Source organism: Labrenzia sp. 5N (assembly GCF_012395805.1).
Taxonomy (GTDB): Bacteria; Pseudomonadota; Alphaproteobacteria; order Rhizobiales; family Stappiaceae; genus Roseibium; species Roseibium algicola.
On the sequence record NZ_JAAZTM010000024.1, the window covers coordinates 167,864 to 189,558 of the forward strand.

The following is a 21,695-nucleotide window of genomic DNA, read 5'->3' on the forward strand; positions in this document are numbered from 1 at the left end:
GGACCGCGCCTGAGTTTACGGCGCGAGCCCGGTGTGCCCGTTGCGGTCCGCTTATTGAAACGTCTTCAGGTAGGCGATGACGTTCTCAATTTCCTCGTCCTTGCGCAGCCCGGCGAAGGACATCTTTGTCTTGGGGACGACTTCCTTTGGCTTGTGCAGATAGGCCGTCAGGGTTTCTTCGTCCCAGACCAGTCCGCCGTCAGCCTTTTCGGTCATGCTGGCGGAATATTTATAGCCTTCGACCTGGCCTGCAGGCGCGCCGACAATCCCGTTGAGCGCCGGGCCAACCTTGTTCTTGGCGCCGTCGCCGACAGCATGGCAGGCCTGGCATTTCTTGAAGATCTTTTCGCCTGCAGCAGCGTCGCCGTCAGCCCAGGCAGGAGCCGCTGCGAAGAGACCCGCAAGCGTGACAAGGCAGGTGAGTGTCTTTCTCATGATGTTTCCTTTCCTGTTGCCGGCACATTGCCGACGATACGGCCGGCGGACGGCCGCGGTGGGTTTTCATGGTGGCCGGGCAAACCTTGTTTGCCCGGCCTGACCGGTCCGTCCCCAGGCCTCATTGTCGGACGGACGAGGTCATGGTGAGTGTGCGAGGCCAGAAAGCCGGTGATCGCCTTTCACATCCTTGACATCCGTCAAGCGAGCCTCCGGCTATTCGGCGGCAACGGGCTGTCTTGCCAGCTGACATTGCGACCAAAGCGAATGAAGCGCGCAGACCAGTCGGTCGACATCCCCGGATGTGTGAACCGGCGACGGGGTAATCCGCAGCCTCTCGGTTCCCTTTGGAACGGTCGGGTAATTGATCGGCTGGATGTAGATGCCGAATTCCTCCAGGAGCGTGTCCGACAGGAATTTGCACTTGGCCGGATTACCGACGATCACCGGTATGATGTGGCTGGGATTGTCGACATGTGGAATACCGAGCGTATCGAGACGCCGCCGAACCTTGGCGACGATGGCCTTGTGGGCATCCCGTTCCACCGAACTTTCCTTCAGATGTCTGATGGACGCCGTTGCGGCGGCCGCGATGGCGGGGGGAAGGGCTGTGGTGAAGATGAAGCCGCTGGCAAAACTGCGCACGAAATCGCAAAGTTCGACAGAAGCTGCGATATATCCTCCGACAACGCCGAAGGCCTTGCCAAGGGTGCCTTCGATGACGGTCAGGCGGTCCATCACCCCTTCCTGTTCTGCAATACCGCCTCCGCGCGGCCCATAAAGGCCAACGGCATGGACCTCGTCCAGATAGGTCATGGCGCCAAATCGGTCTGCAAGATCGCAGATCTGCGAAATCGGCGCGATATCCCCATCCATGGAGTAGACGCTTTCAAAAGCGATCAGCTTCGGCTTTGCCGGGTCGGCAGCCCGCAATTTGGCTTCCAGGTCTTCCAGGTCGTTGTGTTTCCAGATCACCTTTTCGGCGCGCGAGTGGCGTATTCCCTCGATCATCGAGGCGTGGTTCAGGCTGTCGGAAAAAACGATGCAGTCGGGGATCTGCGAGGCGAGCGTACCGAGCGCCGCCCAGTTGGAGACGTAACCGGATGTAAACACCAGCGCGGCTTCCTTGCCATGCAGATCGGCGAGTTCGGCTTCCAGCAGCACGTGATCGTGTGTCGTGCCGGAAATGTTTCTGGTTCCGCCAGCCCCGGCTCCGCAGCGGTCGACCGCCTCGTGCAGGGCTGCCAGAACCTTAGGGTGCTGCCCCATGCCGAGGTAATCGTTCGAGCACCAGATGGCGACATCTTTGGTGCTCTCTCCGCTGGTCCACTTCGCTTCCGGAAAATTGCCGCGTTTACGCTGAAGGTCGATGAAGACGCGGTAGTTTCCGTCATGCTTCAGGTCTGCAAGACGGCTTTTGAAAAAGGCTTGATAGTCCATGACGTCCCCGCTTTCTCAAGTGTCCGGTAGACGCTAGTTGCGGGCCGGGGCAGGCTGAATGACAATAGTCAAGAAAGGCAAGAATCCGTCGATGGTCCGCGCTTGCTATTGTGCAAAGTCACCAGGTCGGGCTAGACGTTCTTGCACATCACTTGCCTAGGACCTTCATCGATGCCAACCGACCGCCAGCGGAAAATTGCCCAGAACTCCCTGCTTCTGAAAAGCTTCCCGCAGGAGATCCGAGACATGGTGCTCGGCATGTCGAGCTGGCGGACATATGACCGCGGTGAGACGTTGTTCCTGCATGGTGAGACAGCCCAGGCTATCCACATCGTCATGGACGGCTGGGTCAAGCTTTACCGGATCGCGCCCAATGGAGGCGAAGCGGTCGTGAATGTCTTTGCCAAGGGCGAAAGCTTCGGTGAAGCGGTCGCGTTCCGCGGGCTTGCCTATCCGGTTTCGGCGGAAGCGGTAACCGCCTGCGAAGTGATGCGCATACCCAGCACGGCCATCCTGGAAGCCATGCGCAAGGACCCGGACATTGCCGTGTCGGTTGTGGCATCGACCTTCATTCACCTGCATTCTCTCGTTTCGCAGCTGGAACAGTTGAAGGCGCAAACCGGACCGCAAAGGGTTGCCGAGTTCTTGCTGGAATTGTGCGAGCAGGAAAGCGGTAGCTGCGAGGTAACCCTGCCTTACGACAAGTTCCTGATCGCCGGCCGTCTCGGCATGAAGCCGGAAAGCCTGTCGCGGTCTTTTGCGCGGTTGAAATCTGCTGGGGTCCGCATCAATCGAAATCATGCGGAAATCAAGGATATCGAGCGGCTTCGGGCCTTCTCCGAAGAAGATCCGGTGGATGCCTGGACCAAGGGGTGACCATGATGAAACTGGACATTGCCTTGACGGCCATCGACACCGCGAACGCGGCCGACCCCAACCAGGAAGACGGCAAGCCTGCGGCTCTTCTATATGGGCAACGGATGAGCGAAGAGCTGGAACGGCTCTACCCGGAGGCGACCGATCCGTTGAAGATTGCGGCCAGGGGCCAGCACATCGAGCGCTGGATCACTCCGCGCCAGTCCTACCCGGAAGGCAAGGCCGGCTATCACGCCTGGCGCCGGGATCAGGCCCGTCACCACGCGGACCGGGTCGGTGAAATCATGGCGGGCGCGGGCTATTCACCGGAGGAGATCGAGGCGGCGGCGAAGATGCTGCGCAAGGAAGGCCTCAAGCGGGACGCGGACGTGCAGGCGCTGGAAAACGTGATCTGTTTTGTGTTCCTGAAATGGTATTTCGCGCCATTTGCCGCCAAACACGAGGACAGCAAGGTGCTCGATATCGTGCAGAAAACGGCACGGAAGATGTCGGAGGAGGGACGGGCCCGGGTGCTTGCCGAATTCGATCTTCCAAAGCAGCTTGCCGAAGCTTTCAGAGACTGAGCCCCGGTGCCACGTAAAGCACCAGCAACAGCAGGCAAAAGAACCCGATCACCCAGCTGAAGCCTGACAGCCAGGCAGGCGCCTGCCACAACCCGAGATATCGGGACAGGATGATCCGTGCCTTGATGAAGGCCAGCAGCAACAGCAGTCCGCCGAAAAGAGCCGGGCTGAAATGACCGGTTCCGCCTGTAGTCACCAGAACGGTAGCGGCCGACAGGCCCAATAGCGCAATCCACGCAAGCGTGACGGAGGGAAGGGTCATCGTTCGCTATCCCAGGACATAGATCACCGGAAACAGCAGAACCCAGATGAGATCGACCATATGCCAGAAGGCGGTGCCTGTTTCGATGGTACGTGGTTCGTCTTTCCAGGCAACCAGACCCAGCACGACGATACCGGCAAGCACATGAGCCGCGTGAAACCCGGTGAGCAGGTAGTAGAAGGTGAAGAAGGGATGGGTCTCCGTGGAGATCCCTTGCTCTACCTTGACCGCATATTCCTGTATCTTGATGGCGAGGAACACGCCGCCGAGGGCCATGGCACCTGTGAGGTGCAAACGCGCCGCGGTGCGTTTCATCGCAAGCCGAAGCTCCAGGCTTCTGGCCGCCAGAAAACCACTGGTGATCAGAACGATCGTATTGATGCCCGCAAGCGCCGGGTCGAGATGAGCTCTTGCGGCAGCAAAGCCAGCCGGATCGGATATTCGCACGCCCATGAAGGCAGCAAGACCGGCACCGAACACCAGCAATTCACTGACGATGAGCACCCACATCATCAGTTCCCCGGGCAACTCGTCGAGGATGCCGGCGTCGCCGTCTTGATCCGGCTTCGGTGACGGAGCGTGCATCAGCGGCTCTAGCCTCCGACAATCTGGCGGTAGATCTGCGGCAAGGCCTGTGTCAGCCGATCGGGATGCGGGATAACGGCAAAGCCGCCTTGACCAAACAACCGCGGAAACCAGGACTTGGCCGACTTGTCGATGGTGACGCCAAAGACGGATTGGCCTGCCCGCCGGGCTTCCCGAACTGCCATCCTGGTGTCTTCGATGCCGTGCCGCCCCTCGTAGTGATCGAGATCGTTCGGCTTGCCGTCCGTGATCACCAGAAGAAGCTTGCGCTTGCGCGACTGCGCTGCCAGATCGGCGGATACATGACGAATGGCTGCGCCCAGACGGGTGTAGAAGCCGGGACGCAGCGTTCCGATCCTCTGTTCGACAAGGGCACTCATCGGTTCATGGAACCCCTTGCAGGACTGCAGGTACACCCGCTGCCGTTTCAGGGATGAAAACGCAGTGATGGCGAAATCATCGCCGCAGGCGTTCAGACCCAAGGCCAAAGCTGTCAGGGCTTCCCGTTCGATATCGATCACGGCACGTCCGGTGACGGCGCTCTCGGTCGAGCGGGAAACGTCGAGCAGGATGGAAACCGCGAGATCACGCGCTTCCGGACGGGTCTGCAGCCAGATTCGTTCCGAGCCGGTGCCGCCTGCAATCCGTTCGGCTTCAGAGCGCACGGCTGCATCAAGATCCAGTCCGTCGCCTTCCAGGTGTCCACGTGTTGTCACCCGGCCCGGGCGGAGGGCCTCGAACTGCTTCTTCACCGAGCGGATGCGCCGTTTGGCCTTCTCATCCATGCCGGCAGATCCCTTTTCAGGATCCGCTTCCGCGGTGCTGGTCAAAACGCAGACGTGGTCTGCCAGATAGCGGCCGCTGCGCGTGTCCCATTCCGGGTAGAGATGCCGTCCGGACAGTCTTTCGCGGTCCACATCCTCCGGGGCGAGATCAAGATGCAGCTTCAGACGGGTTGCCGGTGCCTTGGAGATTTGCCCAAGGCCGATCTCGTCCTGATCGTCTGCCGCTTTCTTGGCGCTGTCGTGGTCGTCGTCATCGACACGCCGATTGAGATTGAGAAACTCCGCCCAACTCAGAATGGCTTCAAACTTGTGCAGGATCAGGCTGTCCTTGCGTTCCGCCTGATCTGCCTTGCGTCTGCGGGCGCGCACGGTCTTGCCGGTTGCTTCCTCGGGTGGGCCGTCTGTCTCGCGGCTGTCGACTTCGTCTCCCGCTGAAAACACGACCTCCCTGAGATCCGGCCAAAGCGGCACAGGCCGGAAAGGGCGGTACCCGCGCGGGGCAGTTATTTCCTCGAACGAATTCCGGTCAACCCGCTCCTGAAGTTCCAGGACATCGCGGGGAGGAAGTGCGGGGTCTCCCAGCATTTGACGCACAAGCCTGTCGACCCTTGCTTCCATGTCTGGCAGCGGGGCCTGAGGTCTTGCTGCCAGCACCTGCTGGCAGAGTGCGCTGTAAAGATTCCGCAAGCCGGGAGCGTGTTCGAGCGTGTCTCGAACCATCGCGGAAATCGCCCTGAGCGCTTGAAGATCGGCGCGGAGCGGATCCGTTTCGGCGATATGGGTTGGTGCATGGGCCGCAAGGGCCGTCAGCCAGACATAGAGCGCTGCATTTGCCTCCCGCAGTGGGAACACCGCAAGACTGGCCGGCAATCTCAGGATTTCGCCGTCGAAGCTGGTCCGTGTCACGGTTTCGGCTTCCGTGCCGAGCCGCCTCAGAAATCCGAGGCGATGGCGGGAAACCTCCTGGGCGACCGGACGGAGCTCGACACTGTGAGCTCCGCCCAATCCCCGGAAAAGGACAGCAAGCCGCCCGCCGACCTCATCGAGGCCGACCGCGGCTCCATGATGCACCTCGGGTGCACCCAGGCGGCTTGCAAACGCGTGCCACAGTTTCCCGACAGTTTCCTCGGGTTCCCATGGCTCGATGTCGATCTTGCCCATCGGTCTGGCCTCACCCAAACACGGCCGTGACAAGATCAAGGAGCCCGCGTTTCACGTCTTCATCATCGGTCAGCGGTTCGATCATTGCAGCTTCGATCGCCCGTCCGACAGGCATGCCCTGGGCAATCAGCGTTGCCGCATAGACGACCAGACGGGTCGACACGCCTTCTTCGAGATCCTGGCCTTTCAGCGCCCTGAGTTTCCCGGCCAGACGTACCAGCGAGGCGGTCCGGCCGTGATCAAGGCCGCTTTCCTCGCAAACCACTTCCGTTTCCAGATCCGCCGGCGGGAAATCGAATTCAAGTGACAGGAACCGCTGGCGGGTGGATGGTTTCAGGGTCTTCAGGATGTTCTGGTAACCGGGGTTGTAGGATGCGACGAGCATGAAGCCGGGTGCGGCCATCAGCTCTTCTCCGGTTCTGTCGATCGGCAGGGTCCTGCGATCATCCGTGAGGGGATGAAGGACGACCGTCACATCCTTGCGCGCTTCCACAACCTCGTCGAGATAGCAGATTGCGCCTTCCCTGACGGCCCGTGTCAGCGGTCCGTCCACCCAGACCGTCTCGCCGCCCTTGAGAAGATACCGGCCGATCAGGTCGGCGGCGGCAAGGTCGTCATGACAGGCGACCGTGTAGAGCTTGCGGCCGAGCCTTGCTGCCATATGGGCGACGAACCGGGTCTTGCCGCAGCCGGTCGGCCCTTTCAGCAGAACCGGCAGGCCGTTCCGGTGCGCGGCTTCGAAGACATCGCATTCGTCGCCTTGCGAGAGGTAGAAGGGGGCAGATGCCGCCCCCTTTTCCATGGAGACTGTAGCGTCCATATCCATCACTCCGCGGGGGTGCCGGCTGCTTCACCGGGCTGGATGACTTCGCGGCGTGGCATTGCAACTGCGTAGATGAACAGGATGGCGCCGAGGACGAAGGCAGCACCGGCGCCGAAGCGCATCCAGTAGAACACGGCCAGCTGGTCCTGAACGTCCATGTAGTATTCGCCCATGACACGCTGCAGGTGGGTTTGCACCGTTCCAGCGAACGTCAGCACGAAGGTCATGAAGGACATGCCACCGGCCATCAGCCAGAAGGACGCCATGTTGAGCACCTGGTTGTAGGGATCCCGGCCGCGCAGAAGCGGCATGGCGTAGGTGATGATCGCCAGGTTCAGGGAAACATAGGCGCCGAAGAAGGCCAGGTGTCCGTGGGCAGCGGTGATCTGCGTGCCGTGGGTGTAGTAGTTCACGCCATGAAGGGTATGCAGGAAGCCCCAGACTCCGGCACCGAAGAAGGCAAGCGTTGCGCAACCGAGCGACCACAGCAGCGCGGCCTTGTTGGGGTGGTCCCGCCGGCCTTTCCACACCATCACGAAGGCAAAGGCCATCATGGCGAAGAAGGGGATCACCTCCAGCGAGGAGAAGATCGAGCCGATCCACTGCCAGTATCCGGGTGTCCCGATCCAGTAGTAATGGTGGCCGGTGCCCAGGATTCCGGAGAACAGTGCGGCGGCAACGATGACATAGAGCCATTTCTCGATGACTTCGCGGTCGACGCCGGTCAGCTTCAGCATCAGGTAGGCGAGGACCGAGGCCATGATCAGTTCCCAGACGCCTTCGACCCACAGGTGCACGACGTTCCACCAGTACTGCTTGTCGAGCGAGAGGTTGCTTGGATTGTAGAAGCTGAACAGGAACAGGAGCGCCAGGCCCCACAGGCCCAGAAGCAGGATGTTGGTGATCGCGGTCTTCTTGCCCTTCAGCACTGTCATGGTGATGTTGAACAGGAAGATGAGGGCGGCAACAACGATGCCCACCTTGACCCATTTGGGCTGTTCGATGAACTCGCGGCCTTCCTTGCCCAGCAGCCAGTTGCCTTCAAACAGGTTGAAGACATAGGTGAGAACCACACCCAATGTGCCGACCACCAGAATGATGAGCTGCAGATAGGCGAGCTTGGTGGAATGGATTTCCCGTTCCGCTTCTTCCGGGATCAGGAAGTAGGCGGAGCCCATGAAGCCGAGCAGCAGCCAGACGATCAGGCTGTTTGTGTGCAGCATCCGCACGATGTTGAAGGGAAGCAGCTCCGACAGAAAGTTCGGCGCCACATAGATGTAGCCGGCGAGCAACCCGCCCAGAACCTGGACGGCGAACAGGCCGAGCGCCACGGCGAAATACGCCAGCGCAACCTTTTGAGATTGGTATTTCATCTTGGGTTTCCTCAGCGTTCAAAATCAGCCGGCGTCGTTCGGCGGCCAGTCCTGGGCGTCGATCTTGTCTGTCCAGATCAGGAAGTTCGAGAGATCGCGGATCTCTTCGTCCGTCAGGTGGAACTGCGGCATCTGTCGGCGACCTTCGATGCCGGAGGGTTGGGATTCCATCCAGCCCTTGAGGGTCTCGAATGCCAGGTCAGGATCGTCCAGCACACCCCAACGGGTCATCACGTTGCCGACTTCGGGGGCGAAATACGCACCCTCGCCGAGGATCGTGTGACAGTTGATGCAGGCCTTGTCCTCCCAGACCCGTTTGCCTGCGGCAACGCTTTCGGTCAGCGTTTCCGCATTCGTCGATGTGCTGGTGATGTAAAGGTGGCTGTGCGCCGACAGCCCCACAAAGATGATGATGAAAAAAAGCGACCCGCCATAGAATATGTTTCGGGCCATGCTTTTGGTCATGACTTCGCGCATAGCGCGCTCCTTTCCCCGGAGTTGATCCTGCCGGGAGGGTGCCAGCGCGCAGCCGCATTTCCTTAACCAAAGTCAAGTGGACCGGAAAGCGGTGCCGAAGACAGTGAAATTCATTGCAATGGGATCGACGCGTTCGCCGATATTGCCGTGAAGTGCATGCTCCCCTGCGACAATTGTGTCGTTTTGCAGGCGGTAAACTCGTAATTATCTCAATAAAGACAGGAGCTTAGGAAGAACGTGTCTTGCCGGTTTTCCCGCCGGACATGGCTGAACAAACCTGCCTGAAAATTTCAAGTTAACGAAAGTCAAGGAAGCAGACCCTGCCTGCGCGCACCGTCCGATTGCCTCACCAGTCGAACGGAGACTAATCATGATCTCGACACGAGCCATTCGGAGAAATGCGCTGCTGATGAGTGTGGCTTTCACACTCGGATTGTCGGCAGTTGGCGTTTCTGCCCAAGACAAGCCGGCGGACCACGGCAGTGGTCCTTCAGCTGCCTATGAGCCTAGCATGTCAACTCTCGGCCAGCTGAAGGTCGAGATTCCGGGGCGCAAGGAAGGCGATCCCGTGATGACGCCTGAAGAATATCAAAATGCAAACCAGATCTATTTCGAACGCTGCGCCGGTTGCCACGGCGTGCTGCGCAAGGGTGCGACCGGCAAGCCGCTGACCACGGATATCACCCGGGAAAACGGCTACGAATATCTGCGCGACTTCATCACCTACGGATCGCCCGCCGGCATGCCGAACTGGGGGACCTCGGGTGAATTGACCGAGGAACAGGTCGACATGATGGCGCGCTATATCCTGCTGGAACCGGCGTCACCGCCAGAGTTCGGCATGGACGAAATGCGCAAGAGCTGGAAGGTGCTGGTTGCACCGGAAGACCGCCCGAAAGAAAAGTTGAACGATATCGACATCGACAACCTCTTCTCGGTCACCCTGCGCGACAGTGGCCAGGTCGCCCTTATCGACGGTGAAACCTATGCCATCCATGCAGTGATCAACACCGGTTACGCGGTTCACATTTCGCGTATTTCCGCCTCCGGCCGCTATCTTTACGTGATCGGGCGCGATGCGCTTGTGAACATGATCGACCTTTGGATGGAAGAACCGGCAACAGTGGCGCAGATCAAGGTCGGCACCGAGGCCCGCTCCATCGAAACATCGAAGATGAAGGGTTGGGAAGACAAGTATGCGATCGCCGGCTCCTACTGGCCGCCGCAATATGTGATCATGGATGGCGACACGCTGGAGCCGCTCAAGATCAAGTCGACCCGTGGCATGGTCTACGACGACCAGACCTATCATCCCGAGCCGCGCGTCGCCTCCATCGTGGCATCGCACTACAATCCGGAATTCATCGTCAATGTGAAGGAAACCGGCAAGATCCTGCTGGTCGACTACTCGGACATCAAGAACCTGAAGACGACCGAGATCGAAGCCGAACGCTTCCTGCATGATGGCGGGTTCGACAGCACCAAGCGTTACTTCCTCGTGGCTGCCAATGCCCGCGGCAAGGTCGCGGTCGTCGACACCAAGGAAGGCAAGCTGACTGCCTTGCTTGAAACGGGTGGTCAGACACCTCATCCGGGGCGTGGTGCCAACCTGATCCACCCGAAATACGGACCGGTCTGGGTCACTTCGCACCTCGGCGACGAAACCGTCGCCCTGATCGGGACGGATCCGGAAGGCCATCCGGACAGTGCCTGGAAGGTCGTGCAGACCCTCTATGGTCTCGGCGGGGGCTCGCTCTTCGTCAAGTCCCATCCGAAGTCGAACCATCTCTACGTGGATGCACCCTTGAACCCGGACGCGGAAGTCTCGGGCGCGATTGCTGTGTTCAACGTCGACGACCTGACCCAGGAAGAGCCTGAATACAAGGTTCTGCCGATTGTCGAATGGGCGGATGTCGGCGAGGGCCAGCCGCGTGTCGTTCAGGGCGAATTCGACCAGGCGGGTGAGGAAATCTGGTTCTCCGTCTGGAACGCCAAGGACAAGGAAAGCGCGATCGTCGTCGTTGACGACAAGACGCTCGAGCTGAAGCACGTCATCAAGGACGAACGGCTGATCACTCCGACCGGCAAGTTCAACGTCTTCAACACGCGCGCTGACGTCTACTGACGTCCCGCCGGGAGAGGCGGAATTCCGCCTCTCCCGTTTCTTTCTTCCATGCCGCCTGCAGGAGCAAACGATGAAACAGCCAGGGAAGGTCTATCTGATCGGTGCGGGGCCCGGTGACCCGGAGCTTCTGACGCTCAAGGCCCTGCGAATGCTCCAGGAAGCGGATGCGGTCGTTTTCGATCGTCTGGTTTCACCTGAAATCCTGTCGTTGGCTCCGTCCGGTGCCCTGCAGGTGCCTGTTGGAAAATCGCCCGACAATCATCCCGTTCCTCAGGAGAGGATCAACGAGATCCTTGAAGAACTGGCGCTGGAAGGCTTGACCGTCGCCCGCCTGAAAGGCGGCGATCCGCTGATCTTCGGTCGCGGTTCGGAAGAAGCCGAACATCTTTTGTCACGCGGCATCGCGGTCGAATATGCGCCCGGCATTACCGCTGCCCAGGGGGCTGCCTGCGTAACAGGTGTGCCGCTCACCCATCGTGGTCTGGCAACCGGCGTCCGCTATGTGACCGGACACCGGCAGGCAAACGGCGTTCTCGACCTCGATTGGAAAAGTCTCGCCTGCGAGGACACCACGCTGGTCGTCTACATGGGGGTTGCCAACATCGGGCAGATTGCCCTGCGCCTGATTGCCGAAGGACTGAGCGGGACAACCCCTGTACTTGCCATCGCAAACGCGACGACACCGCGTGAAACCAGGCTCTATTCCGAACTCGACAGGATCGCGATCGATATCCGCGACGCCAGGTTCAAGGCGCCGGTGCTGTTTGTTGTCGGCAAGGTCGTGACCCTGAGTGCCGAATGGCCGGCAACAACCTTTGACGCCATGCTCAGTACCGTGGACAGCGGCGCAGCCGGAAGGCTGGTCCATGCTTAAGACGCTGCTCACCATTGCCTTCTGTCTTCTGGCCATCACAAGCCTCGCGCTTGCCGAGGAACAGGAAACGCCTGCGGCATTGGTCAACCTGGTGCGACAGGACTGCGGCTCGTGTCACGGCATGACACTGAAAGGTGGCCTTGGACCGGACATCCGGCCGGATGCACTTGGCCATTACGACATCGACACCCTGTCCACGGTGGTTCTGGACGGCATCCCGAAAACGGCAATGCCTCCCTGGCGTCCGATCCTGAGCGAGGCCGACGCGAGGAAAATTGCCGAATATCTTTTGAAGGGAGACACGAAATGAAGTGGCTATATGGAGCCGTTCTGGCAGCCATGTTGACCGGCGCTGTCCAGGCGCAGTCGGTCGTTGCCACCGGCGATCTCGGTCTTGTGGTTGAACGGGCGAGCGGGTCGCTGTTGCTGGTCGATCAGTCCGACCGTGCCTCCCTGGCACGGATAGAAGGGCTTGGCGACCTTTCCCATGCAAGTCTGGTCTATTCACCGGACGAACGTTTCGCCTATGTCTTCGGGCGCGATGGCGGCCTTTCCAAGGTCGATCTTGTCGAGAAACGGATAGCCAAGCGGGTGATTCAATCCGGAAACGCCATCGGTGGGGCCATCTCGGACGACGGCTCACTGGTCGCGGTTTCCAACTATGAGCCCGGCGGTGTGCGTATCTTCGACGCTCTGACGCTGGAGATGGTTGCAGATATTCCGACCGGGTCGAAGACAATCGGTCTTGTCGATGCGCCCGGCAAACGCTTTGTCTTCACTTTGTGGGATGCAGGCGAAACCTGGATCGCGGACCTCAATTCGGAGGAACCGAAGATCACCAGGGTTACCGGCATGGGCACCAACCCCTATGACGCCCTGATCACCGGTGACGGCCGTCTCTACATCACAGGCCTGTTTGGCGAAGACGGTTTGACCGCGCTCGACCTGTGGCAGGAAGATCCCGAACCAATTCGCGTTTTGCCCGGATATGGCCGCGGGGAAGCGGAGCTGCCGGTCTACAAGATGCCGCATCTGGAAGGTTGGGCACGCGCGGGCCAGGAGTTTGTCCTGCCTGCCGTCGGGCACCACGAGGTTCTGTGGGTCGATGGTGAAACGCTCGCCGAAACCGGGCGCACCAGTACCCATGGTCAACCGGTCTTTGCCATGGCGAGACCCGATGGCCGCCAGGTCTGGGTAAACTTCGCACATCCGCTCAATGACACCATCCAGGTGATCGATACGATCACAAAGCAGGTCGTTCACGAATTCAAACCCGGCCCTGCCGTACTGCACATGGAATTCACGCCACGCGGTAACGAGGTCTGGGTTTCCGTGCGCGATGCCGGCAAGGTCATGATCTACGACACCCGGACCTTCGAGAAGACAGGCGAAATCGACGCCGAAAGCCCATCCGGCATCTTCTTTACAGCCCGGGCACACAGGACGGGGTTGTGAGCCATGACAAGCCTCATCGATCCCATTGACCTGACCCTGCTCGACAACTGGCAACGGGACTTCCCGTTGGTGCCGAGACCTTTCGAAATCATTGCAGCGGGAACGAACTGCTCCGAAGGTGACGTTATCGGGCGGCTGCAGGATATGGCTGCGACCGGCCGGATCACGCGTGTTGGTGCCACCTGTGCACCCAACACGGTTTCGGCAAGCACATTGGCGGCCATGTCAGTGCCACACGATCGCATCGAGGCCGTTGCCGGGATCGTCGGTGCTCAGCCGGGTATCAATCATTCCTATCTACGGGAGAATTACCGGAACCTCTGGTTCGTTGCCACCGGCCCGGACCGGGAGCATGTCAACGGGATTCTGGACACCATTCGGGACCAGACGCAGCTTGCCGTACTGGATCTCCCGATCATCCGTCCGTTCAATATAGACCTAGGCTTCAGCTTGAACGGCGGCCTGGGCCGGCCACCAGTGCCCCGGCCGGTCCGGTTGGAGCGACTGCAGGAGGGAGACGATGACCTCCTGCAGGCTCTGACCACAGGACTCCCGATCATACAGCGTCCCTACCTGCGAATTGCGGAACACCTCGGCCGAACGGAAGAGGACGTTCTGGAACGGATTGGAAGGCTGCTTGACGCCGGTATCATTTCCCGCTTCGGCGTGATTGTACGTCATCGCGCCCTTGGCTGGCGCGCGAACGCCATGGTTGTCTGGGATATCGAACCGGAAAGGATCGCCTCGGCGGGCCCGGCGCTTGCTGCGCATCCGGGGGTGACCCTGTGTTACGAACGCAGGCCCGTGGCAGGCGTGTGGCCCTATCGGCTTTACTGCATGATTCACGGCCGGAGCCGGTCGCAGGCACTGGATGTTCTCATTCAGGCATCGCGCCTGCCGGAAGTGGCGGGCGTCAGACACGACGTTCTCTTTTCCACCCGTTGCTTCAAGCAGACCGGGGCGCTGATCTCTCGTCAGGGAGTTGCGGCATGACCCGGAAACTGTCTCCTCTTGAACGGACCTTGATCAATCGTCTGCAGGACGATCTGCCGCTGGTTCCGCATCCCTTTCAGGAATTGGCGCAGGAACTGGGCCTGAGTGAAGAAGAGGTTGCGGGGCACATCCGGACCTTGCGCGACGACGGCCTGCTGACGCGGTTCGGACCCTTCTTCGATGCGGAAGCCCTTGGCGGTGCCTTTTGCCTTTGCGCCATCGCGGTACCGCCAGAGCGTTTCGAAGACGTCTTAACCAAAGTCAATGCCTACCCCGAAGTCGCCCATAACTATGAACGGGACCACAAGCTCAACATGTGGTTCGTCCTGGCAACGGAAAGTCAGGCCGCAATTTCGGCAACTGCCGAAGCAATCGAACGCGACACAGGCTTGCCGGTGCTGCTGTTTCCGAAGGAACGCGAGTTTTTCATAGGCTTTCGGGTGAACGCATGACCTTGACCCCACAGGATCGAACGATCGTCGAAGCCACACAGGCCGGATTGCCTCTGGTCACCAGACCCTTTGCCGTGGTTGCGGAAAGCCTGGGACTGAGCGAAGCGGAGCTGATCGACCGCCTGAAGCAGCTGAAGGCGCAAGGTGTCATCCGGCGTATCGGGGCCGCCCCAAATCATTACCGGCTCGGCATGACCGCGAATGGCATGACCGTCTGGGATGTGGATGACGCAGTGGTCGACAGTCTCGGCGAAAAGGTCGGTGCCCTGCCGTTCGTCACGCATTGTTACCGCCGTCCGCGGGCGCTGCCCGACTGGCCTTACAACCTCTTTGCCATGGTTCATGGAGAAACCCGCGAGGAAGTTATTGCAAAGCGGGCGGAGATTTCCAGTCTGCTGGGCAAGGCCTGCCGTGCCGGCGACATCCTGTTTTCAACGCGCATCCTGAAAAAGACCGGTATGCGCCTACGCGGCAAGGAGGGCTGAACGATGTTCCGCCTCTCGGAATACATGCACCAGATCGTGGAGCCGACACCTGTCAGGACACGCCGCGGCACCGGTGCGGTCAAACCGGTGGTGATCTGGAACCTGACCCGGCGCTGTAACCTGAAATGCCGGCATTGCTACACTGTGTCGGCGGACGTCGATTTTCCGGGCGAGCTGACCCACGACCAGGCCATGGCGACCCTGGAGGATCTTGGACACTTCGGCATTCCCGCCCTGATCCTGTCCGGGGGCGAACCGTTGGACCGGAAAGACCTCTTTGAGATTGCCGGGCGCGCCAGAAGCCTTGTGCGCATGCTGGCTCTGTCCACCAACGGCACCAGGCTGCATGGCGAGACTGCCGACAAGGTGGCCGAGATCGGTTTCGATTATGTGGGCATTTCCATTGACGGGATCGGGTCTACGAACGACTGGTTTCGTGGCGTCGAGGGCGCTTTCCAATCTGCCCTGCGGGGCGTTCGCGAATGCAAGGCACGCGGCATCAAGGTCGGATTGCGCTTCACGCTGACCGAGGGCAACCACGAAAGCCTGCCTGATCTTCTGCGTCTTTGCGACGATGAGGGCGTCGACAAGTTCTACCTGTCCCATCTCGTCTATGCCGGCAGGGGAGACAAGCACCGCGGCGAAGATGCCGAGCACAAGCGCTCCAGATGGGCAATGGACATTCTGATGGACCGCGCATGGCAAGGTGTCAGCGGTGGCCGGCCACTCGATATCGTCACCGGCAACAATGATGCCGACGCGGTTTACTTTCTGGAATGGGTACAGCGGATCTTTGGTCCGGAAACGGCAGCCCATGTGCGCGGTCATCTCGCCGCATGGGGCGGCAATTCCTCCGGTCTCGGTGTGGCCAACATCGACACCCTCGGCAACGTGCATCCGGATACCTACTGGTCCGACTACACCATCGGCAGCGTGAAATCCGTTCCGTTTTCCGAACTCTGGACCGGTGAAGACCCCATGCTGGCCCGGCTCAGAACAAGGCCGCGTCCGCTCAAGGGGCGGTGTGGCGCCTGTGCCTTCAAGGACGTGTGCGGCGGCAATACCCGTATCCGCGCACTGCAACTGACTGGCGATCCCTGGGCCGAAGACCCTGCCTGTTATCTCAATGACGACGAAATCGGGCTTGCCGGCCCTGGCGGCGAGCGCCTGGCCGTGACCCCGTTCCGAGGAAAACGCCATGATCCGGCTCACCGCTTCGCTTAGCGCACTCCTTCTGATGACCTCGCTTTCGGTTGCAGGCCCCGCGCAGGACTATGCAGACAACTGCCAGGACTGCCATGGAGCAGGCCGTCTTGGTGGTGTCGGACCGGCACTGATCCCGGAGACCTTCGGCCGCATGCGCGGACCGGATCTGGACGCTGTCATTCGCGACGGCCGCAAGGCGACGCAGATGCCGGCATTCGCCGATATTCTAAGTGCCGATCAGATCGAGGCCCTGGCCGCTTTCCTGAAGGAACCACTGAGTGACGTTCCGGACTGGACCGAAACGGATATTGCCGCCAGCCAGATGATCAACGAGGACTATCAGCCGGTCGAAAAACCGGTCTGGCAGTCCGATCCGATGAACATCACCCTTGTCGTCGAAACTGGTGATCATCACGTGAGTGTTCTTGACGGCGATACCTTCGAGACACTCGACAGGTTCGCAACGCCGTTTGCGGTCCATGGCGGGCCGAAATTCTCGCCGGACGGGCGCTATGTCTTCATCATGTCGCGCGACGGCTGGGTCCAGAAATACGATCTCTACGCGCTTCAGGAAGTCGGCCGGGTGCGGGCAGGGCTCAACAGCCGCAACATTGCCATGAGCCATGACGGCAAGTGGCTGGCGGTTGCCAACTATCTGCCGATGACGCTGACGATCCTGTCGACCGAGGACCTTTCGGTCGCAACCGTGATAGATGTGACGGCCAAGGACGGTACGGCCAGTCGCGTTTCGGCGGTCTATCAGGCTCCCAACCGCAAGAGCTTCATCCTTGCCTTGAAGGATGCTCCGGAAATCTGGGAAGTAGCGACCGATCCGGAAGCCGACCCGGTCTACGAAGGCTTCGTGCACAGCCGGGAAAAAGGCATGGTCGAAGCTTTGCCTTCGTCCGTCGGTCTCTTCGCCCGCCGCCGGATCCTGACGGCAGAACCGCTTGACGATTTCTTTTTCGATGACGACTACCGGCATCTCGTCGGAGCGTCGCGCGACGGCGCACGCGGTGTCGTGGTCAACCTGAATGTCGGCCGTGAAATTGCTGAACTGCCGCTGGAAGGCATGCCACATCTCGGGTCCGGTATCAGCTGGGAGCGGGATGGCCGCAGGGTCATGGCGACCCCGCATCTGAAAGAAGGCAAGCTGTCGGTCATCGACACCGAAACCTGGAAGCAGATCGCGACGATCAAGACCGACGGTCCCGGCTTCTTCCTGCGCAGTCACGAGAACACGCCCTATTTCTGGGCCGATGTCTTCTTCGGTCCGAACAAGGACGAAATTCATGTGATCGACAAGGAAAGCCTGGAAATCGTCAAGACCTTGAAGCCCGTCGAAGGCGCGACGGTTGCCCATGTCGAATTCACGAAAGATGGCCGCTATGCCCTTGTCTCCGTCTGGGAGGACGACGGCGCGGTGATTGTCTACGACGCCAGCACGCTGGAAGAAATCCGGCGCCTGCCCATGCGAAAACCTTCGGGGAAGTACAATGTCTGGAACAAGATCACCTTTTCGGAAGGAACGAGCCATTGAGGCGATCCTCGTCTCGCACGGCCAGCCGTCGCACCCGCAGGCAGGTGAAGCGTATTTGCGCGCACTTGCGCAGCAGGTCCGCGAATTCCTGCCCGGCTGGTCCATTCGCTCGGCCACGCTGGCCGCGCCTGGCGCTCTTGAACGGACTCTGGGCCTTGCCGGGCCTGAACCGCTTGTTTTTCCGGTTTTCATGGCCGAAGGCTGGTTCACGCAGACCGCTCTGACAGGCAGGCTGAAAGGGACGGGCGCCCGGCAGCTGCCTGCCCTCGGTATTCATCCCGAGTTGCCACGGTTGACGGCGCATTTTCTGGAAATGACAGCTGAAAGAACTCACTGGAATGCGTCCGGCTACGAACTGCTGCTGGCAGCCCATGGGTCGGCAACCTGCCGGTCGACCGCGCAAAGCACCGTCCGCTTTGCCGCTGGTCTTGCCGAATGGTTGCCGGAAAGACCGATCCGGCTGGGCTTCCTGGAAGAAGCACCCTTCCTGGAACAAACGGCTACAAGTTGCGGCATGAGAACGGTCTTGTTGCCCCTGTTTGCCGGAAACGGGCACCATGTGACCCAGGACATTCCGGAAGCTCTCGACAAGGCCGGGTTCGAGGGACTGCGCCTTGCTCCGCTGATCGAGGCGCCTTTCGTACCCAAACTCATTGCCTGCGCGCTGGAGAGCGCCAATCGGAAGGAACTGGCGGCGTGACCCGGATCGAAACCGGCTGGCCGGTGCGCAAACTTGCGATCGTGCTTTACCCGTTCACGGCCGCTGCCGTTGCCATCAATCTCTTCATGCTCAGCCTGATGGGGCAGGCCATCGGCTTGCCGGCCCTGTCGCCGATCGTGTCGATCTGGATCAGCTTGCCACTCGGCATCCCGGCCACATGGCTTGCAGCAAAGTGGGTGCGGCGACTGATGGACGAAGCAGATGGAAAACTGCCACCGGCAGATTGACACCCTCGTAAACGGGAAACAGACCATGTTGATACAAAGGGACCTGCGTCGAGGGTCTGGCCTGCGCATGGCTGGTGCCGCCGCCGCTGTTTTCGGTGTCATGACAGTCGTGAGTGGTGGAACGGTTCTCTTTGGTGGCGATCAGCTATACAGACTGGCTGGCAACGTCGTCTCGTTTGTCCTGTGGTTCAATTTCCTGGCGGGCTTTGCATATGTAACGACCGGCATCGGGCTCTGGTTCGCCAGAGGGTGGGCTCGCTGGATGGCCATCGCGATTCTGATCGGGACCGCGGTCGTTTTATGTGCATTCCTTGTGTATGTGTCCCAAGGTGGGCCTCATGAAACGCGCACTCTCGTGGCATTGATCTTCAGAACGGGCTTCTGGGCGATCGTTACCTCGACCGCCCTGCGCGCCGTAATCCGCTGACAGACGCTCTCCTCAAGCCCTCAGCCACCCTGTCGAACCATCGCGGCGCACCACGAAGGCGCTGGTTGCCGTAAAGTCGGTAAGGGCTCTGCCAAGTCGGTTCTCTCCAAGTACCAATGCGGCCGTGGATAGGCCATCGGCAAGAGCTGCGGCCGGAGCTATGACGCTGGCGCCATCTACTGCACCCGCAACCGGCAGGCCGGTTCGCGGATCGATGATGTGCGAGCGCCGGCCGGCCTGATCGAAGGTCGTTCCGAGCCGCGCGGAACTGGCGACTGCGGCGTTCGTCAATCTGATCCTGGTCTTCGCCTCTGCGCGTTCGGCCACTGGCTGCAACGTCACTGGCCAGCCACGGTGAGCGCCTGCGTCAAGTGCAGGTTCTTCATCCGGCCCGCCTCTGGTGACGATCTCACCGAGGTCGACCACCATGTTCGTGCATCCCTTCGCGGCTAGCAGGGCCGTCACCCTGTCCGTGATGTAGCCTTGGGCAATGCCGTTGAAGGACATGGACATGCCTTTTTGCGCAAAGCGGATCTCGCCCGGGCCATAAACGACGTGTCTGAAGCCTGTGCGGCTTCGGGCAGTTGCAAGATCTTCTCCGGTGTCGCCGGACGCCTGCCTGGCGTAATAGGCCCACAAAGGTTGAATGGTCGGGTCGAAGGCTCCTTCAGTCGCGGCGTGTAGCCTGTCGCACAGGCCGAGCAGATCGACCATTTCCAGAGAAGGCGCCGAAAGCCGTCCGTTGGCATTCAGCCGGACCAGCTCGCTGTCCGGTTGGTAGAGACTGAAGATCGCTTCCAGCCTGCGGATTTCCGCTTCCACCTTGGTGAACAGGCGTTTCGCTTCGCTTCCGCTTTCATGCAGGATATCGATCTCGGCCCCAGCCCCGAGCGCAATGCCGCGCCAGCGGTACAATTGGGCCTGTGCACCTGCCATTGCGGCACCCGCCGGCAAAGCAAGACCAGTAACACCGGCGGCGCAGATCCGCAGGAAACGCCTGCGGTTCATGGGTGGTTGATTGATGGTTGCATGTGTCATTGCGCAGCCCCGTGTTTTGCAGACATGGGGACCGAGGTGGCGGCGGATACATCGACGGCTCCCAGAACGTAGTCGGTCGGGATGTCTTCAGCGCGGACGACGCGGCCCTTGTTGTCCCGTGCGAAGGCGTCCGCTCCGGCCTGCGTACCAAAGGGAATTGCTTCCGGGGCTCCCATGCCGCCTTCCACGTCGCTGCCGATGACAAACCAGGCCCCATCCAGATCGATCCAGTTGTCGGTACCCGGCTGGGTCCAGCTTTCTGCCTGCTCCATGTCATTGACATAAACGGCAGCAATATCCTTCGGCTCTTCGGGAGAACGCAGGAAGGCAACTGCATCGCGGACTTGTGTGAACCAGAGCGGATTGAGATTTCCTGCCAGATGGATCTGCGCCTTGGGGCCGTCATGTTCCAGAACGGTCATCTGGCAGTAGTGACCAGCCGCCTCCGGTGTCAGATGCACGGCATCGGGTTTGGCAATCTGAACCTCTTCCTGGCAGGCAGCCAGGACCCCGAGCATGAATATCGAAATGAGCGCGCGTTTCATGGCGCAATCCTTTTTATCAGAAGAGCGGAGCCGGCCATGGTCAGGCCGGCAAATGCGGCCAGGGAGCCAAGGGCGAGCAAGGGGTCGAAGGGCAGCGTGTCTGCCACACCGGCCATGCCGCCCACCAGATCGCTTGCGCCGAGGGCGGCCAGGTTGAACAGACGGAAGGCGTCGGCCGGATTGAGCAGGATGGCGTAGGGGAAAACGTCGGACGCGAAGACACCGCTTGGGTTTGCGACCAGCGCGCCAAGCAGCGCAAGGTCATACAGGACGACCAGCATAAGCCACACGGCAACCGAAGCCGCCGCCGCAGTGCGCGACTGGCGTGTCAGTGAACTCAGAACGTAGCCCGTGGCGAGAAAGCAGACGCCGAGCAGGATCGACGTTGCGATCAGACGCGCAAAATCCACAAGGCCCGAGAGGGAGCCGAAACCCGCTGCCACAAGCAACCCGGCGGTCAGGCCGTAGCCGACAACCAGTGCGAACGCCAGAACCAGCGTGTGGCCGACGGCCTTGCCGATCAGGAATTCGACACGGGAGATCGGGCAGGACAGCGTCATCAGCAGTGTGCCACGCTCGATCTCGCCGCAGATGGCGTCGAAGGCGAGCAGCAGGGCGATGAGCGGCACGAGATAGACCGACAGACTGGCCAGAGAGGCAACGGTAATGGTCAGGCGGTCGACGCCGAGCGTTCCGGCTGGTGCCGAGCCGAGCAGGGCAAGCGCCAGCGAGAACACGGCGAGGATCATCGCTGCAAGCAGGATCCACCTGTTGCGGATACCGATGCGGATTTCTTGGCCTGCTACGGTGAGGATTCTGGAGAACAT

General features: G+C 60.4%; 25 protein-coding genes. 14 read left to right on the top strand and 11 right to left on the bottom strand.

Features of this window, described 5'->3' with window-relative positions; all coding sequences use genetic code 11:
• Positions 1 to 51: 51 nt before the first annotated feature.
• On the bottom strand, positions 52 to 435 hold the full coding sequence (locus tag HEP89_RS27830) for a cytochrome c family protein (RefSeq protein WP_023001486.1): 384 nt from the start codon (positions 433 to 435) through the stop codon (positions 52 to 54).
• 216 nt (positions 436 to 651) lie between these two features.
• Positions 652 to 1,875 (bottom strand): 5-aminolevulinate synthase, encoded by a 1,224-nt coding sequence (gene hemA / locus HEP89_RS27835; protein ID WP_152507807.1) that lies wholly within the window; start codon positions 1,873 to 1,875, stop codon positions 652 to 654.
• A gap of 171 nt (positions 1,876 to 2,046) precedes the next feature.
• On the opposite strand from hemA, the gene HEP89_RS27840 reads away from it, so the two are divergent.
• Positions 2,047 to 2,751 (top strand): Crp/Fnr family transcriptional regulator, encoded by a 705-nt coding sequence (locus tag HEP89_RS27840; RefSeq protein WP_023001484.1) that lies wholly within the window; start codon positions 2,047 to 2,049, stop codon positions 2,749 to 2,751.
• 5 nt (positions 2,752 to 2,756) lie between these two features.
• The gene (locus tag HEP89_RS27845) at positions 2,757 to 3,314 is read left to right on the top strand and encodes a DUF4202 domain-containing protein (RefSeq protein ID WP_077294599.1); all 558 of its coding nucleotides are present in this window, start codon (positions 2,757 to 2,759) and stop codon (positions 3,312 to 3,314) included.
• On the opposite strand, the gene HEP89_RS27850 is transcribed toward HEP89_RS27845, so the two are convergent.
• From HEP89_RS27850 to HEP89_RS27875, 6 genes are read right to left on the bottom strand one after another with little or no spacing between them, the layout of a single operon-like run.
• Positions 3,304 to 3,576, bottom strand: coding sequence for a hypothetical protein (locus HEP89_RS27850; RefSeq protein WP_077294186.1), 273 nt, complete (start codon positions 3,574 to 3,576; stop codon positions 3,304 to 3,306). The genes HEP89_RS27845 and HEP89_RS27850 overlap by 11 nt on opposite strands.
• Positions 3,577 to 3,582: 6 nt before the next feature.
• Positions 3,583 to 4,161 carry a cytochrome c oxidase subunit 3 family protein gene (locus HEP89_RS27855; protein ID WP_077294189.1) on the bottom strand — a complete coding sequence of 193 codons (579 nt, stop codon included), beginning with the start codon at positions 4,159 to 4,161 and terminating at the stop codon, positions 3,583 to 3,585.
• Between the two features lie 8 nt (positions 4,162 to 4,169).
• Positions 4,170 to 6,107, bottom strand: a complete 1,938-nt coding sequence (locus HEP89_RS27860) for a VWA domain-containing protein (RefSeq protein WP_168693620.1) — start codon at positions 6,105 to 6,107, stop codon at positions 4,170 to 4,172.
• A gap of 10 nt (positions 6,108 to 6,117) precedes the next feature.
• Positions 6,118 to 6,933 (bottom strand): CbbQ/NirQ/NorQ/GpvN family protein, encoded by an 816-nt coding sequence (locus tag HEP89_RS27865; RefSeq protein ID WP_077294195.1) that lies wholly within the window; start codon positions 6,931 to 6,933, stop codon positions 6,118 to 6,120.
• The gene (locus tag HEP89_RS27870; protein WP_168693621.1) at positions 6,933 to 8,303 is read right to left on the bottom strand and encodes a cbb3-type cytochrome c oxidase subunit I; all 1,371 of its coding nucleotides are present in this window, start codon (positions 8,301 to 8,303) and stop codon (positions 6,933 to 6,935) included. Before HEP89_RS27870 ends, HEP89_RS27865 begins: the two co-directional genes overlap by 1 nt.
• Positions 8,304 to 8,327: 24 nt before the next feature.
• The gene (locus HEP89_RS27875; protein WP_023001477.1) at positions 8,328 to 8,780 is read right to left on the bottom strand and encodes a cytochrome c; all 453 of its coding nucleotides are present in this window, start codon (positions 8,778 to 8,780) and stop codon (positions 8,328 to 8,330) included.
• A 409-nt stretch (positions 8,781 to 9,189) separates the two neighbouring features.
• Between HEP89_RS27875 and HEP89_RS27880 the strand changes: the two genes are divergently transcribed.
• The 12 genes from HEP89_RS27880 (at position 9,190) to HEP89_RS27935 (ending at position 19,285) form a co-directional block, all read left to right on the top strand.
• Positions 9,190 to 10,905 carry a nitrite reductase gene (locus HEP89_RS27880; RefSeq protein ID WP_023001476.1) on the top strand — a complete coding sequence of 572 codons (1,716 nt, stop codon included), beginning with the start codon at positions 9,190 to 9,192 and terminating at the stop codon, positions 10,903 to 10,905.
• Between the two features lie 70 nt (positions 10,906 to 10,975).
• Entirely contained in the window at positions 10,976 to 11,779 is an 804-nt protein-coding gene (gene cobA / locus HEP89_RS27885; protein ID WP_168693622.1) for a uroporphyrinogen-III C-methyltransferase, read from the top strand.
• A complete protein-coding gene (locus HEP89_RS27890) occupies positions 11,772 to 12,089 on the top strand; it encodes a cytochrome c (protein WP_023001474.1) in 318 nt (105 codons plus the stop codon). Before cobA ends, HEP89_RS27890 begins: the two co-directional genes overlap by 8 nt.
• Positions 12,090 to 12,118: 29 nt before the next feature.
• Positions 12,119 to 13,234 (top strand): cytochrome D1 domain-containing protein, encoded by a 1,116-nt coding sequence (locus HEP89_RS27895; RefSeq protein WP_286201096.1) that lies wholly within the window; start codon positions 12,119 to 12,121, stop codon positions 13,232 to 13,234.
• Positions 13,235 to 13,237: 3 nt separating this feature from the next.
• Positions 13,238 to 14,227: an Lrp/AsnC family transcriptional regulator gene (locus HEP89_RS27900; protein WP_168693624.1), complete on the top strand. Its 990-nt coding sequence runs from the start codon at positions 13,238 to 13,240 to the stop codon at positions 14,225 to 14,227.
• A complete protein-coding gene (locus tag HEP89_RS27905) occupies positions 14,224 to 14,679 on the top strand; it encodes an Lrp/AsnC family transcriptional regulator (protein ID WP_023001471.1) in 456 nt (151 codons plus the stop codon). Before HEP89_RS27900 ends, HEP89_RS27905 begins: the two co-directional genes overlap by 4 nt.
• Positions 14,676 to 15,164 carry an Lrp/AsnC family transcriptional regulator gene (locus HEP89_RS27910; protein ID WP_023001470.1) on the top strand — a complete coding sequence of 163 codons (489 nt, stop codon included), beginning with the start codon at positions 14,676 to 14,678 and terminating at the stop codon, positions 15,162 to 15,164. The genes HEP89_RS27905 and HEP89_RS27910 overlap by 4 nt, the downstream gene beginning before the upstream one ends.
• A gap of 3 nt (positions 15,165 to 15,167) precedes the next feature.
• The gene (gene nirJ / locus HEP89_RS27915; protein WP_168693625.1) at positions 15,168 to 16,388 is read left to right on the top strand and encodes a heme d1 biosynthesis radical SAM protein NirJ; all 1,221 of its coding nucleotides are present in this window, start codon (positions 15,168 to 15,170) and stop codon (positions 16,386 to 16,388) included.
• On the top strand, positions 16,363 to 17,910 hold the full coding sequence (locus tag HEP89_RS27920; RefSeq protein WP_168693626.1) for a nitrite reductase: 1,548 nt from the start codon (positions 16,363 to 16,365) through the stop codon (positions 17,908 to 17,910). Before nirJ ends, HEP89_RS27920 begins: the two co-directional genes overlap by 26 nt.
• A complete protein-coding gene (locus HEP89_RS27925) occupies positions 17,867 to 18,610 on the top strand; it encodes a CbiX/SirB N-terminal domain-containing protein (protein WP_168693627.1) in 744 nt (247 codons plus the stop codon). The genes HEP89_RS27920 and HEP89_RS27925 overlap by 44 nt, the downstream gene beginning before the upstream one ends.
• Complete coding sequence (locus tag HEP89_RS27930) at positions 18,607 to 18,858, top strand: hypothetical protein (RefSeq protein WP_023001466.1); 252 nt, start codon at positions 18,607 to 18,609, stop codon at positions 18,856 to 18,858. Before HEP89_RS27925 ends, HEP89_RS27930 begins: the two co-directional genes overlap by 4 nt.
• Before the next feature lie 25 nt (positions 18,859 to 18,883).
• Positions 18,884 to 19,285 carry a hypothetical protein gene (locus HEP89_RS27935; protein WP_286201085.1) on the top strand — a complete coding sequence of 134 codons (402 nt, stop codon included), beginning with the start codon at positions 18,884 to 18,886 and terminating at the stop codon, positions 19,283 to 19,285.
• A 12-nt stretch (positions 19,286 to 19,297) separates the two neighbouring features.
• Here the strand turns inward: HEP89_RS27935 and HEP89_RS27940 are convergent, their stop codons facing one another.
• From HEP89_RS27940 to HEP89_RS27950, 3 genes are read right to left on the bottom strand one after another with little or no spacing between them, the layout of a single operon-like run.
• A complete protein-coding gene (locus HEP89_RS27940; protein ID WP_286201086.1) occupies positions 19,298 to 20,323 on the bottom strand; it encodes an FAD:protein FMN transferase in 1,026 nt (341 codons plus the stop codon).
• A complete protein-coding gene (locus HEP89_RS27945; protein WP_168693629.1) occupies positions 20,320 to 20,868 on the bottom strand; it encodes a nitrous oxide reductase accessory protein NosL in 549 nt (182 codons plus the stop codon). The genes HEP89_RS27940 and HEP89_RS27945 overlap by 4 nt, the downstream gene beginning before the upstream one ends.
• Positions 20,865 to 21,695 (bottom strand): ABC transporter permease subunit, encoded by an 831-nt coding sequence (locus HEP89_RS27950; protein WP_168693630.1) that lies wholly within the window; start codon positions 21,693 to 21,695, stop codon positions 20,865 to 20,867. The genes HEP89_RS27945 and HEP89_RS27950 overlap by 4 nt, the downstream gene beginning before the upstream one ends.

Coding starts and splice junctions, on each gene's coding strand:
- HEP89_RS27875 (WP_023001477.1), bottom strand. CDS start 8,780: ATGCGCGAAGTCATGACCAAAAGCATGGCCCGAAACATATTCTATGGC.
- HEP89_RS27855 (WP_077294189.1), bottom strand. CDS start 4,161: ATGCACGCTCCGTCACCGAAGCCGGATCAAGACGGCGACGCCGGCATC.
- HEP89_RS27860 (WP_168693620.1), bottom strand. CDS start 6,107: ATGGGCAAGATCGACATCGAGCCATGGGAACCCGAGGAAACTGTCGGG.
- HEP89_RS27895 (WP_286201096.1), top strand. CDS start 12,119: ATGTTGACCGGCGCTGTCCAGGCGCAGTCGGTCGTTGCCACCGGCGAT.
- HEP89_RS27945 (WP_168693629.1), bottom strand. CDS start 20,868: ATGAAACGCGCGCTCATTTCGATATTCATGCTCGGGGTCCTGGCTGCC.
- HEP89_RS27890 (WP_023001474.1), top strand. CDS start 11,772: ATGCTTAAGACGCTGCTCACCATTGCCTTCTGTCTTCTGGCCATCACA.
- HEP89_RS27905 (WP_023001471.1), top strand. CDS start 14,224: ATGACCCGGAAACTGTCTCCTCTTGAACGGACCTTGATCAATCGTCTG.
- HEP89_RS27870 (WP_168693621.1), bottom strand. CDS start 8,303: ATGAAATACCAATCTCAAAAGGTTGCGCTGGCGTATTTCGCCGTGGCG.
- HEP89_RS27900 (WP_168693624.1), top strand. CDS start 13,238: ATGACAAGCCTCATCGATCCCATTGACCTGACCCTGCTCGACAACTGG.
- HEP89_RS27950 (WP_168693630.1), bottom strand. CDS start 21,695: ATGTTCTCCAGAATCCTCACCGTAGCAGGCCAAGAAATCCGCATCGGT.
- HEP89_RS27845 (WP_077294599.1), top strand. CDS start 2,757: ATGAAACTGGACATTGCCTTGACGGCCATCGACACCGCGAACGCGGCC.
- HEP89_RS27940 (WP_286201086.1), bottom strand. CDS start 20,323: ATGACACATGCAACCATCAATCAACCACCCATGAACCGCAGGCGTTTC.
- HEP89_RS27865 (WP_077294195.1), bottom strand. CDS start 6,933: ATGGATATGGACGCTACAGTCTCCATGGAAAAGGGGGCGGCATCTGCC.
- HEP89_RS27920 (WP_168693626.1), top strand. CDS start 16,363: ATGATCCGGCTCACCGCTTCGCTTAGCGCACTCCTTCTGATGACCTCG.
- HEP89_RS27880 (WP_023001476.1), top strand. CDS start 9,190: ATGAGTGTGGCTTTCACACTCGGATTGTCGGCAGTTGGCGTTTCTGCC.
- cobA (WP_168693622.1), top strand. CDS start 10,976: ATGAAACAGCCAGGGAAGGTCTATCTGATCGGTGCGGGGCCCGGTGAC.
- HEP89_RS27910 (WP_023001470.1), top strand. CDS start 14,676: ATGACCTTGACCCCACAGGATCGAACGATCGTCGAAGCCACACAGGCC.
- HEP89_RS27830 (WP_023001486.1), bottom strand. CDS start 435: ATGAGAAAGACACTCACCTGCCTTGTCACGCTTGCGGGTCTCTTCGCA.
- HEP89_RS27850 (WP_077294186.1), bottom strand. CDS start 3,576: ATGACCCTTCCCTCCGTCACGCTTGCGTGGATTGCGCTATTGGGCCTG.
- nirJ (WP_168693625.1), top strand. CDS start 15,168: ATGTTCCGCCTCTCGGAATACATGCACCAGATCGTGGAGCCGACACCT.
- HEP89_RS27925 (WP_168693627.1), top strand. CDS start 17,867: ATGTCTGGAACAAGATCACCTTTTCGGAAGGAACGAGCCATTGAGGCG.
- hemA (WP_152507807.1), bottom strand. CDS start 1,875: ATGGACTATCAAGCCTTTTTCAAAAGCCGTCTTGCAGACCTGAAGCAT.
- HEP89_RS27840 (WP_023001484.1), top strand. CDS start 2,047: ATGCCAACCGACCGCCAGCGGAAAATTGCCCAGAACTCCCTGCTTCTG.
- HEP89_RS27935 (WP_286201085.1), top strand. CDS start 18,884: ATGTTGATACAAAGGGACCTGCGTCGAGGGTCTGGCCTGCGCATGGCT.